Below are 15,791 nucleotides of genomic sequence, written 5' to 3'. Positions count from 1 at the left end.
GTGGTCAGTGGGTGTCGGCCAGGAGGGTGCCCAGGGATCGGAGATGGTCGGTGGCGGTGCCGAGGGCGAATTCGTTGTGTTTGGCTGCGGTGAAGTAGTTGTGGACTATGTGGTCGCGGTCGATGCCTACGCCGCCGTGGACGTGGACGACGGTGTGGGCGATGTGATGGCCGGCCTCGGCGGCCCAGAACTTGGCGGTGTGGGTCTGCTGGGCGGCGGGCAGGCCCTCCGACAGGCGCCACGCGGCCTGGGTGACCGCTAGGCGCAGGCCCTGCAGATCGATGTAGCCATCGGCCAGTCGCTGGGCCACGGCCTGGAAGCCGCCGATCTTGCGGCCGAATTGTTCACGCTCGCGGCCATATTCGGCGACCAGGTCGAGGGCGCGCTCCAGGGTGCCGAGCTGCTGCGCCGCCAGGCCCAGCCAGCCGCGCTGCAGCAGCCAGTCCAGAATCTCGGTGCCGGATTCGATCGTGCCCATCAATTCCGCTGGGGTGCGGTCGAATTCGAGTTCGCCGTCCGGGGCGCGGTCGACCACCTGCTGCGGTGATACGCGAACACTGGGGTGGGACGGATCGATCAGGAATACCGCGGGCGAGCCGGAGGCCGTGGCGGGCACCAGGATTCGGTCGGCCTGTGCGGCGAACGGCACGATCGTCTTCGCCCCGACCAGCTTCCAGCTATTGCCGTCGTCGGTGGCCGTCGTGGTGGGATGCGCGGGTTCCCAGTTGCGTTCCTCGGATAGCGCCACGGTCAGAATGGCTTCGCCCGCACCGGCTTTCGCGGCGAGCTCGCGCTGCGCCGCCGAGCCGAACTCCGCCAGCGCACCCGCGCCCAGCACGATCGACCACAGGTAGGGGACGGCCGCCACGGACTTGCCCAGCTCGCGCAGGATCGCCGTCTGCTCGAGCACGCTCAGGTCGCTGCCGCCCACGCTCTCCGGCAAAGTGGCCGCCAGGACGCCGGTTTCGGCCAGTGACCGCCACAGCGGTTCGTCGAAGCGGACCTCGGCCCTGTCGAGTTCGCGCAGCCGGTCCGGGGTGACCAGCTTCTCGCACACCTCGCCGGTCAGGCGGGCCAGATCCTGCTGCGCTTCGGTTGCGGTGAAATCCATGGTTGATACTCGGCTTTCGGTCAGCGCGCGGCGGCGGGTTGCTTCAGGGCGGTCATGGCGATGATGTCGCGCTGCACCTCGTTGGTGCCGCCGCCGAAGGTCAGGATCAGGCAGGCGCGATGCATGCGCTCGAGCCGCCCGCGCAGCGCGGCACCCGGCGAGTCCTGGCGCAGATAGGCCTGCGGCCCCAGCACCTCCATCAGCAGCCGATAGGCCTCGGTGGCCAGTTCGGTGCCCAGCACCTTGCAGGTCGAAGCGTCCCACGGCCGCGGCGAGGCATCGCTACCGCCATCGGCGCGGGCGGCGATCTCCCAGTTGAGCAGCTTCAGATACTCCACCTTGGCGTGCACCCGAGCCAGATTGATGCGCACCCATTCGCTGTCGATCACCCGGGCGCCGTTGGAATCCTTGCTGTCGCGGGCCCAGTCGATCGTCTGCGCCAGCGCCAACTGCAGCGGAGCCGCCGAGGTGAGCGCCACCCGCTCGTGGTTGAGCTGATTGGTGACCAGCGCCCAGCCGCCGTTCTCCGGTCCGACCATCGCCGACGCGGGCACCCGCACATCCTGGTAGTAGGTGGCACTGGTATCCGGCCCGGCCATGGTGTGCACCGGCGTCCAGGAGAATCCCTCGGCCGTCGTCGGCACGATGAACATGCTGATGCCCTTGTGCTTCTTGGCATTCGGATCGGTGCGCGCGGCCAGCCAGACGTAGTCGGCGTACTGGATCAGGCTGGTCCACATCTTCTGGCCGTTGATGATCCACTCGTCGCCGTCACGGACCGCGGTGGTGCGCAGCGATGCGAGGTCGGTTCCCGCGCCCGGTTCCGAATAGCCGATGGAGAAGTGCAGCTCCCCGGCCGCGATCTTGGGCAGGAAGAACTTCTTCTGCTCCTCCGTGCCGTAGTGCATGATCGTCGGCGCCACCGAGTTGATGGTCAGGAACGGCACCGGTGCCCCGGCGACGGCCGCCTCGTCGGTGAAGATCAGCTGATCGAGCATCGGCCGGTCCTGCCCGCCGTACTCCGTCGGCCAGCCCAGTGCGAGCCAGCCGTCGCGCCCCATCTCCTGCACGATTTCGCGGTAGACGTTCCCGTGGCCGTACTCCCCGGTCTGCGCGCTCAGGGCCTCCCGGCGCTCGGGGGTGATCAGCCTGGCGAAATACTCGCGCAGCTCGGCCCGCAGCTGCTCCTGTTGCGGGGTATAGGCAATCCGCATCGCGCTTACCTCTTACTTTGTTCGATAGCCAGCCGACATGGGCCGGGCGGTTGTCCCGATCATTGCATACCGAGTGAAACATGTTCCAGTATGGGACTGGAATCCGGCCGTTTCCGTCGCGGCGGCCGGTGGGGCCTTGTTAGTCTCGCGATACCTGCGGCAAAGGAGTCATCGATGAAGCTCAGTGTGGATTTCGACCAGTGCGAGGCGAACGGAATCTGTGTCGGAATCGCCCCGGACGTCTTTGAACTCGACGACGAGGATCAGCTGCACCTCGCGGTGTCCGAGGTGCCCGCGGATCGGCTGGACGATGTGCAGACCGCCGTCGCGCAATGTCCCAAGGCGGCGCTGCGGCTCGAGTGAACCGGCTCTTGCCAGTGAACTGAAACACGTTCTAGAGTCGCGGCGTGGGCGATAACGAACTGAGTCTGTCCGGTCGAGTGGCGATTGTGACCGGAGCCGGTGCCGGGCTGGGGCGGGCCGAGGCGCTCGCGCTGGCTCGTGCCGGCGCCGCGGTGGTCGTCAACGACCTGGCCGACAACGAGACGGTCGCGGCGACGCTGGCCGACATCCGGGCGCTCGGCGCGAAGGCCGAATTCGTCGCGGGCAGCGTGGCCGAGCGCGCCACGGCCGATGCCCTGATCCGGACCGCCGACGAGGCGTTCGGCGGGGTCGACATCGTCGTGAACAACGCCGGAATCGTCCGGGACCGGATGCTTTTCAATCTGTCCGACGAGGACTGGGATGCGGTCATCGCGGTCCATCTGCGCGGGCACTTCCTGCTCTCCCGCAATGCCGCCGCCTACTGGCGCGGTAGGTCCAAGCAGTCGGGCGGCCCGGTGTATGGGCGGCTGATCAACACCTCCTCGGAGGCGGGTCTGCTCGGTCCGGAGGGCCAGCCGAACTATGCGGCGGCCAAGGCCGGGATCACCGCGCTGACGCTGTCGGCCGCGCGTAGCCTGGCCCGCTACGGCGTGCGCGCCAACGCCATCTGCCCCCGGGCGCGCACGGCCATGACCGAGAAGGTGTTCTCGGCCGCGCCCCAGGACGGCCCCGACCCGCTCTCGCCCGATCATGTCGCGCGATTGGTCGCGTATCTGGCCGCACCGGCCGCCGAGGCGATCAGCGGACAGGTCTTCGTGGTCTACGGACCGATGGTCGCGCTGATGGCCGCGCCGGAGGTCGAGCGGCGCTTCGACGCCGACGGCGCCGAGTGGTCACCGGCCGAGCTGGCCGACACGCTGGGCGACTACTTCGCCGAACGCCCGTCCGGGCGTACGTTTTCCGCATCCTCGCTGCACGATCTGGGTTGAGTCGCGTCCCGAGTCCACTGGCTGCGACTATCGGTTGATCAGTGGTCCAGCAGTTGGTAGACATGGGGGTCGGTATGTGCGTTGCCTCACAAAGGCGATTCGCATGCGCTATGAACACGTTCTATCTTCCGGTGCGAGTTCCGGAAGAAAAGAGCAGTTCAAAAATAGTCAAAGTGCCTATGTCGACCGTGGTGAACGTGTTCTAATCTTTCCGGCGGGTGGGGCTTCGCGAGGTCCGCCGTCGCAGGCTGTACCGTAAGGCAGGCAAGGAGGATCGCGGATGAACGAGGTTCTTGCCGTGCCGTTGCGAGCGGTCGGCGGGTTCTTCGAACTCACCGCTGCCACCGCACGCGCCGCCGTTCGGCCTCCCTTTCAACGACGCGAATTCATCGACCAGTCCTGGTTCGTCGCCCGCGTTTCGATCATTCCGACCCTGCTGGTCGCCATCCCCTTCACCGTCCTGGTGAGCTTCACGCTCAATATTCTGCTGCGCGAGATCGGCGCGGCGGACCTGTCCGGCGCGGGCGCGGCGTTCGGCGCGGTGACGCAGGTCGGGCCGATCGTGACCGTGCTGATCGTCGCCGGTGCCGGTGCCACCGCCATCTGCGCGGATCTGGGCGCCCGCACCATCCGCGAGGAGATCGACGCCATGCGGGTGCTGGGCATCGACCCGATACAGCGGCTGGTGGTACCGCGGGTGCTCGCCTCGATGTTCGTCGCCGCCCTGCTCAACGGCCTGGTGTGCACGATCGGCATCGTCGGCGGCTTCCTGTTCTCGGTCTTCCTGCAGGGGGTCAACCCCGGCTCGTTCGTGAACGGCATCACGCTGCTGACGCATCTGCCGGAGCTGGTCATCTCCGAGGTCAAGGCCACCCTGTTCGGTCTGGTAGCCGGGTTGATGGCCTGCTACCTGGGGCTGAACGTGCGGGGCGGACCGAAGAGCGTCGGCGATGCGGTCAATCAGACGGTGGTGTTCTCCTTCATGGCCCTGTTCGTGGTCAATGTCGTAGTCACCGCCGTTGGGATCAAGTTCACGGCTCGGTGACGGTATGGCTTTCGTGATCGAATCCCGGTTCCCGCGTACTGTTCGACGCGTGCGCCGGATGTCCGACTCGCTCGACAATGTCGGAAGACATGCCCTTTTCTACGCACAGTCACTGGCGTCGGTGCCTCGTGCGCTGACCCACTATCGCACCGAGACGATCCGGCTGATCGCGGAGATCAGCATGGGCACCGGGGCGCTGGCGGTGATCGGCGGCACCGTGGTGATCGTGGGCTTTCTGACCCTGTTCGCCGGCGGCACCATCGCGGTGCAGGGTTACAGCTCGCTGGGCAATATCGGTGTGGAGGCACTGACCGGCTTCTTCGCGGCGTTCATCAACGTCCGCATCGCCGCGCCGGTGATCTCCGGCATCGGCCTGGCCGCCACCATCGGCGCCGGCTCGACCGCGCAGCTGGGCGCGATGCGGGTGGCCGAGGAGATCGACGCGCTCGAGTCGATGGCGATCCGGCCGGTCCCGTTCCTGGTCGGCACCCGGGTGCTGGCCGGCATGATCGCGATCGTGCCGCTGTACGCGCTGGCGGTGATCGCCTCGTTCGTGGCCAGCCGGTTCGCGACGGTGGTGATCTACGGGCAGTCGGCGGGCGTCTACGACCACTACTTCTCGACGTTCCTGATTCCCAGTGACATCCTCTGGTCGTTCGTGCAGGCGATCTTCATGGCCCTGGCGGTCATGATGATCCACACGTACTACGGCTACCACGCCACCGGCGGCCCGGTCGGTGTCGGCGTGGCGGTGGGCAATGCGGTGCGTGCCTCACTGGTCGCGGTGGTGACCGTGACCCTGCTGGTCTCGCTGGCCATCTACGGCACCTCCGGCAATTTCCATCTCTCCGGGTAGGCGGTATGGCGGCAAACACACTGGTCGAAAAGGACGGCGCCGGGAGGATTTTCGGCGCTGGGTGGGGCGTCAAGCTGGCCGGATTGGCAATGGTGCTGAGCCTGGCCGCGGTCGTCGCGGTCGCGCTGACGATGTTCGCGGGCGGGTTCAAATCGACCGAGGTCCTCTATATCGATGCTCCCCGCGCGGGCCTGGTGCTGGACCCCGATGCCAAGGTCAAGCTGCGCGGCGTGGAGATCGGCCGGGTGAAGTCGATTTCCTACACCGGCGACAATGCCCGGCTGCGGTTGGCGGTCGATCCGGAACAGCTGAAGATGCTCCCGGCGAATGTGGGCGTGGATATCCGCTCCACCACGGTATTCGGCGCCAAGTACGTGAACTTCGTCGTTCCCGCCCGCCCCTCGAAGCAGCATCTCAGCCCCGGCGTGACGGTGAATGCGCAATCGGTGACCGTCGAGTTCAACACCCTGTTCCAGCACCTGTCCGATGTGCTGGCGAAGATCGCCCCGGAGAAGTTGAACGCGACCCTGACGGCGCTGGGCACCGCGCTGCAGGGCCGGGGAGAGAAGATCGGGCAGCTGCTCGCCGACACGGATCAGTATCTGCGCGATATCAATCCGAGCCTGCCGGATCTGCAGCGCGATCTGCAGACCTCGGTGGGGGTGACGAACCTGTACGCCGATACGGTGCCGGATCTGTTGCGTACCACCGACAACGCGACGACGACCAGCGCGACGATCGTGGCGCAGGAACACAATTTCGACGCCATGCTGGTGAACCTCATCGGCCTGGCCGACACCACCCGGCCGATCCTCACCTACAACGAACAGCCGCTGGTGACCGCGCTGGATCTGCTGCGGCCCACGACCTCTCTGCTCTACGAGTACCGGTCGGCGCTGAACTGCGTGGTCGAGGGACTCGGCTCGCGGCTGCAGGAGATGGACGAGGTCTTCGGCGGCAGCAGCGGTTCCGGCGTGCTGCTGAACGCGGGTTTCATGCCGGGCGGCGAGCCCTACAAATATCCGCAGGACCTGCCCAAGGTGAACGCCACCGGTGGACCACACTGCGAGGGCATCAAGGACCGGGTGCCGGGCAGCCACGCCAACTATCTGGTCACCGACACCTCCCAGGGTGAGGTGTGGACGCCGGAGTTGCAGGCACATCTCAACGGGCCCAGGGTGTTCCAGCTGATGTTCGCCGGACTGCCGGGGGTGCCCAACCCATGAGGATCAAACCGCACGCCTCGACCGTGAAGCTGTCGATCTTCACGCTGGTCATGGTGCTCGTGCTCGCCCTGCTCGGCGTGATTTTCAGTCAGATGCGGTTCTCCCGCGAGACCGGATACCACGCGGTGTTCACCAACTCCTCGGGCATGCTGCCCGGCTCGAAGGTCCGCATCGCGGGGGTACCGGTCGGGGCCGTGAAACGGGTCTACGTCGGCAAGGACCATCTCGCCCACGTCGATTTCGAGGTCGACACCGAGTACAAGCTCTACGCCAGTACCCGCGCGGCCATCCGCTACGAGAACCTCGTCGGCGATCGGTACATGGAGTTGCTGGAGGGGCCCGGCACCGCCACGACCCTCCCGAAGGGCGGCACCATCGGCACCGACAAGACCAAGCCCGCACTGGATCTGGACCTGCTGCTCGGTGGTTTCAAGCCGCTGCTGCGCGGTCTGGACCCGGCCCAGGTGAACGACCTGACCGGTGCGCTGCTGCAGGTCTTCCAAGGGCAGGGCGGTGCGCTGGTGCAGCTGCTGAACAGTTCCGGTTCGTTCACCAAGACCCTGGCCGATCGAGATGCCCTGATCGGCAGCGTGATCGAGAACCTGAAGACCGTGCTGTCCACCATCGATGACCGCGGCCGGGAATTCGACACCACACTCACCGAGCTACAACGACTGGTCAGCGGATTGGCGGCGGATAAGGACCCGATCGGGGCGGCGCTTCCGCATCTCGCCGGTGCCACCGGTGATCTGACCGATCTGCTGAGGCAGGCCCGGCCCGATCTCAAGGAGGACTTCGCCCAGCTGGGTCGGCTGTCGCAGAACCTCGACGACAAGTCGGGCGATATCGACTGGATCCTGCAGCAGTTGCCGGATACCTACAAGAAGCTGGTCCGGATCGGTTCCTATGGATCGTTTCTCAATATGTACGTCTGTGGCGTTCTGATGCTCGCCGACGGCCCCGACGGTAAGCCCATGGAAGTGCACCTCAAGGGCAACCAGACGACCGGAAGGTGTGCGGCCTCGTGAACGGTCCGAAGTTGGTATCGGTCGGCATCGTCGGCCTCGTCGTGGCCGTCGCGATCTCGTTGTCGGCCCTGCAATTCGATCGGTTGCCGTTCATCAAGAGCGGTGCCGAGTTCAGCGCCTACTTCGCCGATGCGGGCGGGCTGGTCGTGGGCGATCCGGTCCAGGTCGCGGGGGTGCGGTCCGGCCGGGTCGACGAGGTGCGCCTGGACGGCGCCAAGGTGCTGGTGCGCTTCAGCCTCGCCGAGTCGATCGTGCTGGGGCGCCGGACCACCGCCGCCATCAAGACCAACACCATCCTGGGTCGCAAGACGCTCGAGGTGGTGCCACAAGGGGACGGCGTCATCCGGCGCAACGATCCGATCCCGTTGGAGCGCACCACTTCTCCGTATTCGCTCAACGACGCACTCGGCGATCTCACCAAGACCGTCCAGGGCCTGGACCTGGACCAGGTCAACAAGACCCTCGACACGCTCTCGCAGACCTTCGCCGACACCCCGGCGCCGCTGCGGTCGGCCCTCGACGGCGTCACTCAGCTCTCGCGCAGCCTCAACGCGCGGGACAAGGCGCTCACCGACCTGCTCGGCCACGCCCAGAACGTCACCAAGGTGCTCTCCGAGCGGGCCAACCAGATCAATGCGCTGCTGACCGACGGCAACGATCTGCTCGGGGAGCTGAATGCACGGCGCACGGCGCTGAGTCAGCTGATCGTGTACGTCAACGGGCTGGCCCAGCAGTTGACCGGGTTCGTCAACGACAACGAGGCACAGCTGAAACCCGCACTGGACAAGCTGAATTCGGTGCTGCAACTGCTGCAGCGCAACAAGGACAATCTGGGCAAGGCGCTGGAGCGGCTCGGGCCCTACGCGGCGGCGCTGGGTGAACAGGTCGGCAGCGGCCCGTACTTCCAGGCATATCTGTCCAATGTCGAGAGCATTCCGTTGCGGACGCTGGTCGATGCGCTGGTGTGGCCGGAGCGCCTGCCGGAGCAATTGCAGGACAGCTTCGGCCTGCCGACGACCAATCCCGCGGTAGAGGAGCCGCCGCGATGAACGCAGTACGCAGGATCGCCGGAGTGCCGCGCTGGGCGCGGTACATCGCCGCCGGTTTGGTGGTCGCCCTGGCGGGGTGGATCGTCTACGGTGCGGTCACCAATATCGGAAAGACCCACATCACCGCGTATTTCCCGTCCACCACCGGTCTCTACGCCGGCGACGAGGTGAAGGTGCTCGGGGTCAAGGTCGGCCGGATCGACTCGATCGAACCCGGCAAGGACCGGGTGAAGGTGACGATGACGGTCGATCGCGGCATCGACATCCCTGCCGACGCCCGCGCCATTACCATCTCGCCCTCCCTGGTGTCGGCGCGCTTCGTCCAGCTGGCGCCCGCCTACACCGGCGGGCCGAAGATGCACGACAACGGCGAGATCCCGATCGAACACACGGCCGTCCCGGTGGAATGGGATGACATCAAGGCCGAACTGACCAAGCTGTCGCAGGCGCTGGGTCCGGTCGGCGAGGATAAGCAGGGCTCGTTCGGCAGGTTCGTCGACACCGCCGCGAACAATCTCGGCGACGGCAACGCCCAATCGCTGCGCGATACGCTGCGGGAGCTGTCGCACACGCTCAACACCCTGTCCGACGGGCGGACCGACCTGTTCGGAACCATCCGTAACCTGCAGCAATTCGTGGACGTCCTGTCCAAGAGCAACGACCAGATCGTGCAGTTCGGCGGGCGGCTGGCCTCGGTGTCCTCGGTGCTGGCCGGGGTGTCGTCGGATCTCGGTGCGGGACTGGACAATCTGGATTCCGCGATCGCCGATGTCAAACGATTCCTGGACGCGCGCGGCGGGGCGCTGACCGAGGGGGTCCAGCGACTCACCGACGTGACCCAGGTGCTGGCCGATAAACGCCCGGAGCTGGAACGGGTGCTGCATGCGGGGCCGACGGGCCTGGTGAACTTCTACCAGATCTACAAGCCCGCCCAGGGCTCGCTGGCCGGTTCCCTCGTCGGCACCAATTTCGCCAATCCGGTCGCCTTCCTGTGCGGTGCCGTCGAAGCCATCGACGACCCGGCCAAGCAGTCCGACAAATCCGCCGCCCTGTGCAAGCAGTATCTCGCGCCGGTTCTCAACTCGTTGATGATGAACTACCCGCCGCTGCTGGTGAATCCGGCGTCGAATCAGACGGTGTTCCCGAACCAGCTCGTCTACAGCACGCCGGAGCTCGCCGAACGAGCCGGTAATGGTGCTCCCGTCAGCGTGCCGAACGGTCTTGCCGGGCTTGCGGTTCCGGGAGGAGGGCGATGATGGGGCGCAGACGGATCGCGGCCGTGGCCGTCGGGTTGGCAGTGCTGTTGGGCGTCACCGGATGTCAATGGGACGGCCTGAACTCACTGCCGATGCCCGGTGCGGCCGGGACGGGGGAGGGCTCGTGGCAGGTGCGTATTCAGATGCCGAATGTCACCACCCTGACTCGTAATTCACCGGTGAAGGTCGACGATGTGACCGTCGGCTCGGTGACCGGTATCGAGGTGGAGAATTGGCACGCCCTGGTCACGGTCAGCCTCGACAAGGATGTGAAGCTGCCCGCCAACGCGATCGCCCGGATCGGGCAGACCAGCCTGCTGGGCAGTAACCACGTCGAGCTGGGCGCGCCCCCCGGGGTGGAGCCGCAGGGCCGCTTGAAGAACGGCGACCTCATACCCCTGGACCGGGCCGGGGCCTTCCCGACCACCGAGCAGACACTCTCGTCACTGTCGGTGGTGCTCAATGGCGGCGGAATTTCCCAGTTGGAGACCATCACTCGCGAGTTGAATGCGACCTTCACCGGGCGTCAGGACGCCATTCGCGACCTGTTGCCCCAATTGACGCAGCTGACAACCACTCTGGACCAGCAGACCGCCGATATCGTCGCCGCCATGGGCGGGCTGGACCGGTTCGCCGGTCAGCTGGCGCAGCAGAAGGACCGGGTGACCGAGGCCATCACGAAGATCCACCCGGCGCTGACCGTGCTCGCCGACCGCCGCGAGAACATCACCAAAACCATTACGGCACTGGGCGATCTGAGCGAGGTCGTGCAGCGGGTGATCGCCGAGGGCGGTGACAACCTGAAGGCGAATCTGGCCAATCTGTGGCCCACGCTGCAATCGTTGGCCGACACCGGTGATCGATTGGCGAATTCGCTGCAGATCCTGCTCACCTTCCCCTTCCCGATCAAGGGCATCAACAAGGCCATCCACGGTGACTACATGAACCTGTTCGTCACCTACGACGTCACCAGTTCCCGGCTGGACTCGAACTTCCTCACCGGTACGCCGCTGGGCGGCCGGTTCGGCGGTGTGCAGGCCAAGTACGGTGTCGAGGCCGCATTGGGCACCTTCGCCGGAACCGCCGGGGAGAAGGGCGATCCCGTGCAGGGCCCGCTGCAGCCGCCCCCGCCGACGCCGAGTATTCCGGGGCTGCCGCCGATTCCGGGTCTGCCGGCGATTCCCGGGGTGACCGTGCCGATAGGGCCGCAAGGAGGTCCGGGACGATGAAGCTCACCAAGTTCGTCCGGACCCAGCTGATCATCTTCTCGGTGCTGACGCTGGTCGGCCTGGTGGTCATGTCCGCGACCTACATTCATCTCCCGGCGATGTTCGGCATCGGCCGCTACGAGGTGACCGTGAAGCTGAGCGCAACCGGCGGGCTGTATCCGACCGCGAACGTCGCTTACCGCGGAACGAATATCGGCAAGGTCGAAAATGTCCGGCTCACCCCCGACGGGGTGGACGCGAAGCTGTCCATCGACAGCAAGTACAAGGTGCCCTCCGATGTGGACGCCTATGTCAAGAGCGTGTCCGCTGTGGGTGAGCAGTACGTCGATCTGGTGCCCGTGCCGTCCCCGCGCGGGGGCAACCTGGCCGACGGCTCGGTGATTCCGGTGCAGCGCACCAAACTTCCGCAGGATGTCGGCGCCATGCTCGACCAGGCGGATCGGCTGCTGTCGACCGTTGCCGACACCAAGTTGAAGCAGGTCATCGACGATGCGTTCGTCGCCTTCAACGGCGCGGGCCCGGATCTGCAGAAGTTCCTCGACTCCGCGTCGCTGCTGGTGCAGGAGGCCAAGGCGAATACCGGTCAGACCAAGGACCTGCTGGAGAAGATCGGGCCGCTGCTGGACACCCAGAACCAGTCCGATGCGGCGATCCGATCGTGGACCCGGGATCTGGCGACCGTGACCGACCAACTGCGCCAGCACGATCCGGCGCTGGGGCAGCTGATCGAACGGACCCCCTCGGCGGCGCAGAAGGTGAGCTCCACCTTCCAGGATCTGGAACCGACCCTGCCGCTGCTGCTGTCGAACCTGGTCAGCGTCGGGCAGGTCGGTGTCACCTATCACGCCGGGCTGGAACAGATCCTCGTCGTATTCCCCCCGTTGGTCGCGGCCCTGCTCACCGCCATGCGCGGACCGGCCAAATACGGTGCCGTGGTGGATTTTGCGCTCGGGCTCAACGACCCGCCGGGCTGTATCACCGGCTTCCTGCCGCCGGAGCAGCGGCGTTCGCCGGCCGACTTCAGCATCCCCGACACACCGGAGCTGTACTGCAAGATCCCCCAGGACTCGAGCACATCGGTGCGCGGTATTCGTAACTTCCCGTGTCAGGATGTGCCGGGCAAACGGGCGCCGACACCGGAACTGTGCCGCGATCCGCGGGGCTACGTTCCGGAGGGGAACAATCCGTGGATCGGGCCGCCGCAGCCGGTCGCGCCGTCGGGCGAACCCGCCGCCGCACCTCCGGCCGAGACCCATCCGGCGGCCGTGAACAGGCAGTACGATCCCGGCAGCGGGACGTTCCTGGGGCCCGACGGGCGCACATACCGACAGGGTGATGTCGGTTCCGGCGGTTCGGGCACGGTACCGTCGAGCTGGCAGGCGATGCTCGAGGAGCAACAACGATGAGTGAATCCAAGGCTGTGCAGAACGCATCGCGCACCCGGCGGCGGGCGATGCGCTCGGCAGGGCCTCCGGCGGACAACCCGACCGAAGTGACGATCGTGGAGCGCAATGCCGCCCCCACGACGGCCGATGCCGTCGAGGAGCCGGACGCCGCGGTGGCTACCGATGCGGTCGAATCGGCCGCAGCCACGGTGAAGCTCGATGTGCCGGTCGAAAGCGGGGAGTCGGCAAGCGAATCCGCCGGGCCGGGCGAGCAGCCCGAATCGGCGCGCAAGCTGGGGTGGCTCGGCTGGACCGCCGCGACGATCGCGGTGCTGTCGGCGCTGCTGCTGCTCGGTTCCGGGGGTTTCTACGTCTATCACGAGCGGCACGCGCAGGAACTCGATGCGCGCCGCGCCGATTACGTCCAGACCGCGAAGCAGGCGGTGCTCAACCTCACCACCATCAAGGACGACACCGCGCAGCAGGACATCGATCGAGTGCTCGCCGTCGCCTCGGGCCAGTTGAAGGAGGAGTACGCCTCGCGCAAGGACGCCTACGCGCAGGTCGTGCAGCAGGCCAAGGTGAGGGCCAGCGGAGAGATCATCGAGGCGGGGCTCGAGAGCGAGGACGACTACTCCGCGCAAGTGCTGGTGGCCGCCAAACAGACGCTGACCAATGCGGCCGCGGCCGACCCGCAACAGCGGTACTACCGCTTCCGGATCACGGTGACCCACGGTGACGACGGGAAGCTGACCGCCTCACGAGTGGAGTTCGTGCCATGAGAAAGCACCTTCGGGCCATCGTGATCGCTTGCGCGGCAGTATTTTTCGTGACAGCCGCCGTCGTGGGCAGCCTCACCGGCTATCGGGTCTGGTCGGACCGGCAGGCAGAACAGGCCCGCGCCGATTCCGTCGCCGCCGCCCGCCGCACCGTCCAGGCCATGTTCAGCTATGACTTCCACACCGTCGACACCGAACTGCCCAAGGTCGGCGACAATCTCACCCCCGACTTCCGCAAGGACTATCTGAAGCTGGTCGACGAGGTCATCGTCAAGGGCGCCAAGGAGAAGGAACTCAACGTTCAGGCCAACACCCAGGCCAGCGGTGTGGTGTCGGCCGACCGCTCCCACGCGGTCGTGCTGCTGTACCTGAACCAGATCACCACGAGCAAGGATTCTCCCCAGGGCACGGTGACCCCGAGCCGGGTCCGGGTGATCCTGGACAAGGACGACGGCCACTGGCTGGTCTCCCAGGTGACTCCGATCTGATTGCGCCGATTCCTTAAGCCGATCGCCCTGCCGCCGTTAAGAGTCCGCCCATACCTTCGGGTCACGGTGTTCCGAGGCGGACAGGGTGGTCGGTGCGGCGGAATCCGAGGTCGGGGAGCGGCGCGCAGCTCCGCCGACGTCGGCGGATGCCAGGACCGTGGCCCGGGTAGCGTGGCCAGAAGGCCGAGAACGTCTGCCCGGCAATAGTTTTCGTTGTCGGAGATCGGGTCGGAGGCGACGCTCGCCTCGGAACACCGACTGTGGTCAGCGCGCCCCGGGATCCACGTCGTCGTCGCTGAGCAGGGCGCTGCCGGCGACTCGGTCCTGCGCCAGCGCATCGAGGAAGGCCCGGGCCCAGCGGTCCACGTCGTGGGTGAGAACCTGGCGGCGCAGGGCGCGCATGCGGCGGCGGCGGGTGTCCGGATCGTCGGTGATGGCGTGGGTGATGGCGTCCTTGACGCTGTCCAGGTCGTGCGGATTGCACAGGTAGGCCTGGCGCAATTCGGCTGCGGCGCCGGTGAATTCGCTGAGGACCAGGGCGCCGTTGAGGCCGCTGTGGCAGGCCACGTACTCCTTGGCGACCAGGTTCATGCCGTCGCGCAGCGGGGTGACCAGCATGGCGTCGGCGGCGACGAAGAAGGCGAGCAGTTCGTCGCGGGGGATGGGCCGGTGCAGATAGTGCACGACCGGGAAACCGACGCGGGCGAATTCGCCGTTGATGCGGCCGACCTGGCGCTCTATATCGCTGCGCATCTGGATGTAGCTTTCCACCCGTTCGCGGCTGGGCGTGGCCAGCTGCACCATCGTCGTCTCGGACGGATCGATGCGGCCCTCCTGCAGCATCTCCTCCAGGGCGGCCAGGCGGATATCGATGCCCTTGGTGTAGTCCAAGCGGTCGACGCCCAGCAGGATGTTCTTGGGATTGCCCAGCTCCGAACGGATCTGGGCGGCGCGGTCGCGGACCGACCGTCGGCGCGAAAGCTCGTCCAATTCGGCGGAATTGATGGAGATCGGGAACGCGCCCACCCGCACGGTGCGGAAACCCACCTGCACCACACCGAGTTTCGACCGTACGCCGACATTGCCGCGCGAAGTCGGCTGTCCGGCAAGCCTTCTCGCCAGATACAGGAAGTTCTGGGCGCCGCCGGGCAGGTGGAATCCGATCAGATCCGCACCCAGCAGGCCCTCCACGATCTCGGTCCGCCACGGCAGCTGCATGAACAGCTCCACCGGGGGGAACGGGATGTGCAGGAAGAAGCCGATGGTCAGATCCGGGCGCAGCATGCGCAGCATCTTCGGCACCAGCTGCAGCTGGTAGTCCTGCACCCAGACGGTGGCGCCCTCGGCGGCCACCTTGGCGGTGTACTCGGCGAAGCGCCGATTGACGTTGACGTAGGCGGCCCACCACTCCCGGTGGTACTCGGGCCGGACGATCACATCGTGGTACAGCGGCCACAGCGTGCCGTTGGAGAAGCCCTCGTAGTACTCGGTCACCTCCTCCGTCGACAGCGGCACCGGGTACAGCTCCAGCCCGTCCTCGGTGATCGGGTCCAGGTCGACGTCGGGCACCCCGGCCCAGCCGACCCAGGCCCCGTTGTTGTTGCGCAGGACCGGCTCCAGCGCGGTCACCAGCCCGCCGGGGCTGCGCTTCCACCGCGTGGAGCCGTCGGGTAGTCGCTCCAGATCGACCGGTAGTCGGTTGGCGACGACCACGAAGCCGGAGCCCGCGCCGCTGACGTCGTAGTGGCGCGGTGCGGAGTCGGATTCGCTCATCTGGTCCACTGCTGGATCCTCCGGTCGCCGAAGTGTGTG

The 15,791-nt window shown here is 66.5% G+C and carries 15 protein-coding genes; 12 read left to right on the top strand and 3 right to left on the bottom strand.

Going from position 1 to position 15,791, the window contains the following annotated elements; genetic code table 11:
* Positions 1 to 4: 4 nt before the first annotated feature.
* Together IU452_RS29685 and IU452_RS29680 are read right to left on the bottom strand one after the other, a co-directional pair.
* Positions 5 to 1,111 (bottom strand): acyl-CoA dehydrogenase family protein, encoded by a 1,107-nt coding sequence (locus IU452_RS29685; protein ID WP_195112497.1) that lies wholly within the window; start codon positions 1,109 to 1,111, stop codon positions 5 to 7.
* A 20-nt stretch (positions 1,112 to 1,131) separates the two neighbouring features.
* A complete protein-coding gene (locus IU452_RS29680; RefSeq protein WP_195112496.1) occupies positions 1,132 to 2,325 on the bottom strand; it encodes an acyl-CoA dehydrogenase family protein in 1,194 nt (397 codons plus the stop codon).
* Between the two features lie 174 nt (positions 2,326 to 2,499).
* Here IU452_RS29680 and IU452_RS29675 point away from each other — a divergent pair, with 174 nt between their 5' ends.
* The 12 genes from IU452_RS29675 to IU452_RS29620 all read left to right on the top strand — a co-directional run bounded on the left by IU452_RS29675 (position 2,500) and on the right by IU452_RS29620 (position 13,979).
* Positions 2,500 to 2,688, top strand: a complete 189-nt coding sequence (locus IU452_RS29675) for a ferredoxin (RefSeq protein WP_195112495.1) — start codon at positions 2,500 to 2,502, stop codon at positions 2,686 to 2,688.
* Positions 2,689 to 2,732: 44 nt separating this feature from the next.
* Positions 2,733 to 3,638 (top strand): 3-oxoacyl-ACP reductase, encoded by a 906-nt coding sequence (locus IU452_RS29670; protein WP_195112494.1) that lies wholly within the window; start codon positions 2,733 to 2,735, stop codon positions 3,636 to 3,638.
* A 280-nt stretch (positions 3,639 to 3,918) separates the two neighbouring features.
* A complete protein-coding gene (locus IU452_RS29665; protein ID WP_195112493.1) occupies positions 3,919 to 4,683 on the top strand; it encodes an MlaE family ABC transporter permease in 765 nt (254 codons plus the stop codon).
* 4 nt (positions 4,684 to 4,687) lie between these two features.
* Positions 4,688 to 5,539: an MlaE family ABC transporter permease gene (locus tag IU452_RS29660; RefSeq protein ID WP_195112492.1), complete on the top strand. Its 852-nt coding sequence runs from the start codon at positions 4,688 to 4,690 to the stop codon at positions 5,537 to 5,539.
* A gap of 5 nt (positions 5,540 to 5,544) precedes the next feature.
* A complete protein-coding gene (locus tag IU452_RS29655; RefSeq protein WP_195112491.1) occupies positions 5,545 to 6,765 on the top strand; it encodes an MCE family protein in 1,221 nt (406 codons plus the stop codon).
* Positions 6,762 to 7,793, top strand: coding sequence for an MCE family protein (locus IU452_RS29650; protein WP_228818965.1), 1,032 nt, complete (start codon positions 6,762 to 6,764; stop codon positions 7,791 to 7,793). The genes IU452_RS29655 and IU452_RS29650 overlap by 4 nt, the downstream gene beginning before the upstream one ends.
* Positions 7,790 to 8,842, top strand: coding sequence for an MCE family protein (locus IU452_RS29645; protein WP_324192890.1), 1,053 nt, complete (start codon positions 7,790 to 7,792; stop codon positions 8,840 to 8,842). The genes IU452_RS29650 and IU452_RS29645 overlap by 4 nt, the downstream gene beginning before the upstream one ends.
* Positions 8,839 to 10,098 (top strand): MCE family protein, encoded by a 1,260-nt coding sequence (locus IU452_RS29640; protein WP_195112489.1) that lies wholly within the window; start codon positions 8,839 to 8,841, stop codon positions 10,096 to 10,098. Before IU452_RS29645 ends, IU452_RS29640 begins: the two co-directional genes overlap by 4 nt.
* A complete protein-coding gene (locus tag IU452_RS29635; RefSeq protein WP_416382385.1) occupies positions 10,095 to 11,327 on the top strand; it encodes an MCE family protein in 1,233 nt (410 codons plus the stop codon). The genes IU452_RS29640 and IU452_RS29635 overlap by 4 nt, the downstream gene beginning before the upstream one ends.
* A complete protein-coding gene (locus IU452_RS29630; protein WP_195112487.1) occupies positions 11,324 to 12,733 on the top strand; it encodes an MCE family protein in 1,410 nt (469 codons plus the stop codon). The genes IU452_RS29635 and IU452_RS29630 overlap by 4 nt, the downstream gene beginning before the upstream one ends.
* Positions 12,730 to 13,494, top strand: a complete 765-nt coding sequence (locus IU452_RS29625) for a hypothetical protein (protein WP_195112486.1) — start codon at positions 12,730 to 12,732, stop codon at positions 13,492 to 13,494. Before IU452_RS29630 ends, IU452_RS29625 begins: the two co-directional genes overlap by 4 nt.
* Positions 13,491 to 13,979: a h domain protein gene (locus IU452_RS29620; protein WP_195112485.1), complete on the top strand. Its 489-nt coding sequence runs from the start codon at positions 13,491 to 13,493 to the stop codon at positions 13,977 to 13,979. The genes IU452_RS29625 and IU452_RS29620 overlap by 4 nt, the downstream gene beginning before the upstream one ends.
* A gap of 264 nt (positions 13,980 to 14,243) precedes the next feature.
* Here the strand turns inward: IU452_RS29620 and IU452_RS29615 are convergent, their stop codons facing one another.
* Positions 14,244 to 15,752: an alpha,alpha-trehalose-phosphate synthase (UDP-forming) gene (locus tag IU452_RS29615; protein ID WP_195112603.1), complete on the bottom strand. Its 1,509-nt coding sequence runs from the start codon at positions 15,750 to 15,752 to the stop codon at positions 14,244 to 14,246.
* Positions 15,753 to 15,791: the final 39 nt, after the last annotated feature.

The sequence above is a fragment of the Nocardia transvalensis genome, from assembly GCF_015477765.1.
In the GTDB taxonomy this organism is placed as follows: domain Bacteria; phylum Actinomycetota; class Actinomycetes; order Mycobacteriales; family Mycobacteriaceae; genus Nocardia; species Nocardia transvalensis_A.
Note: the sequence above shows the minus strand (reverse complement) of the source record. Positions and strands in the feature narration are given on the sequence as shown.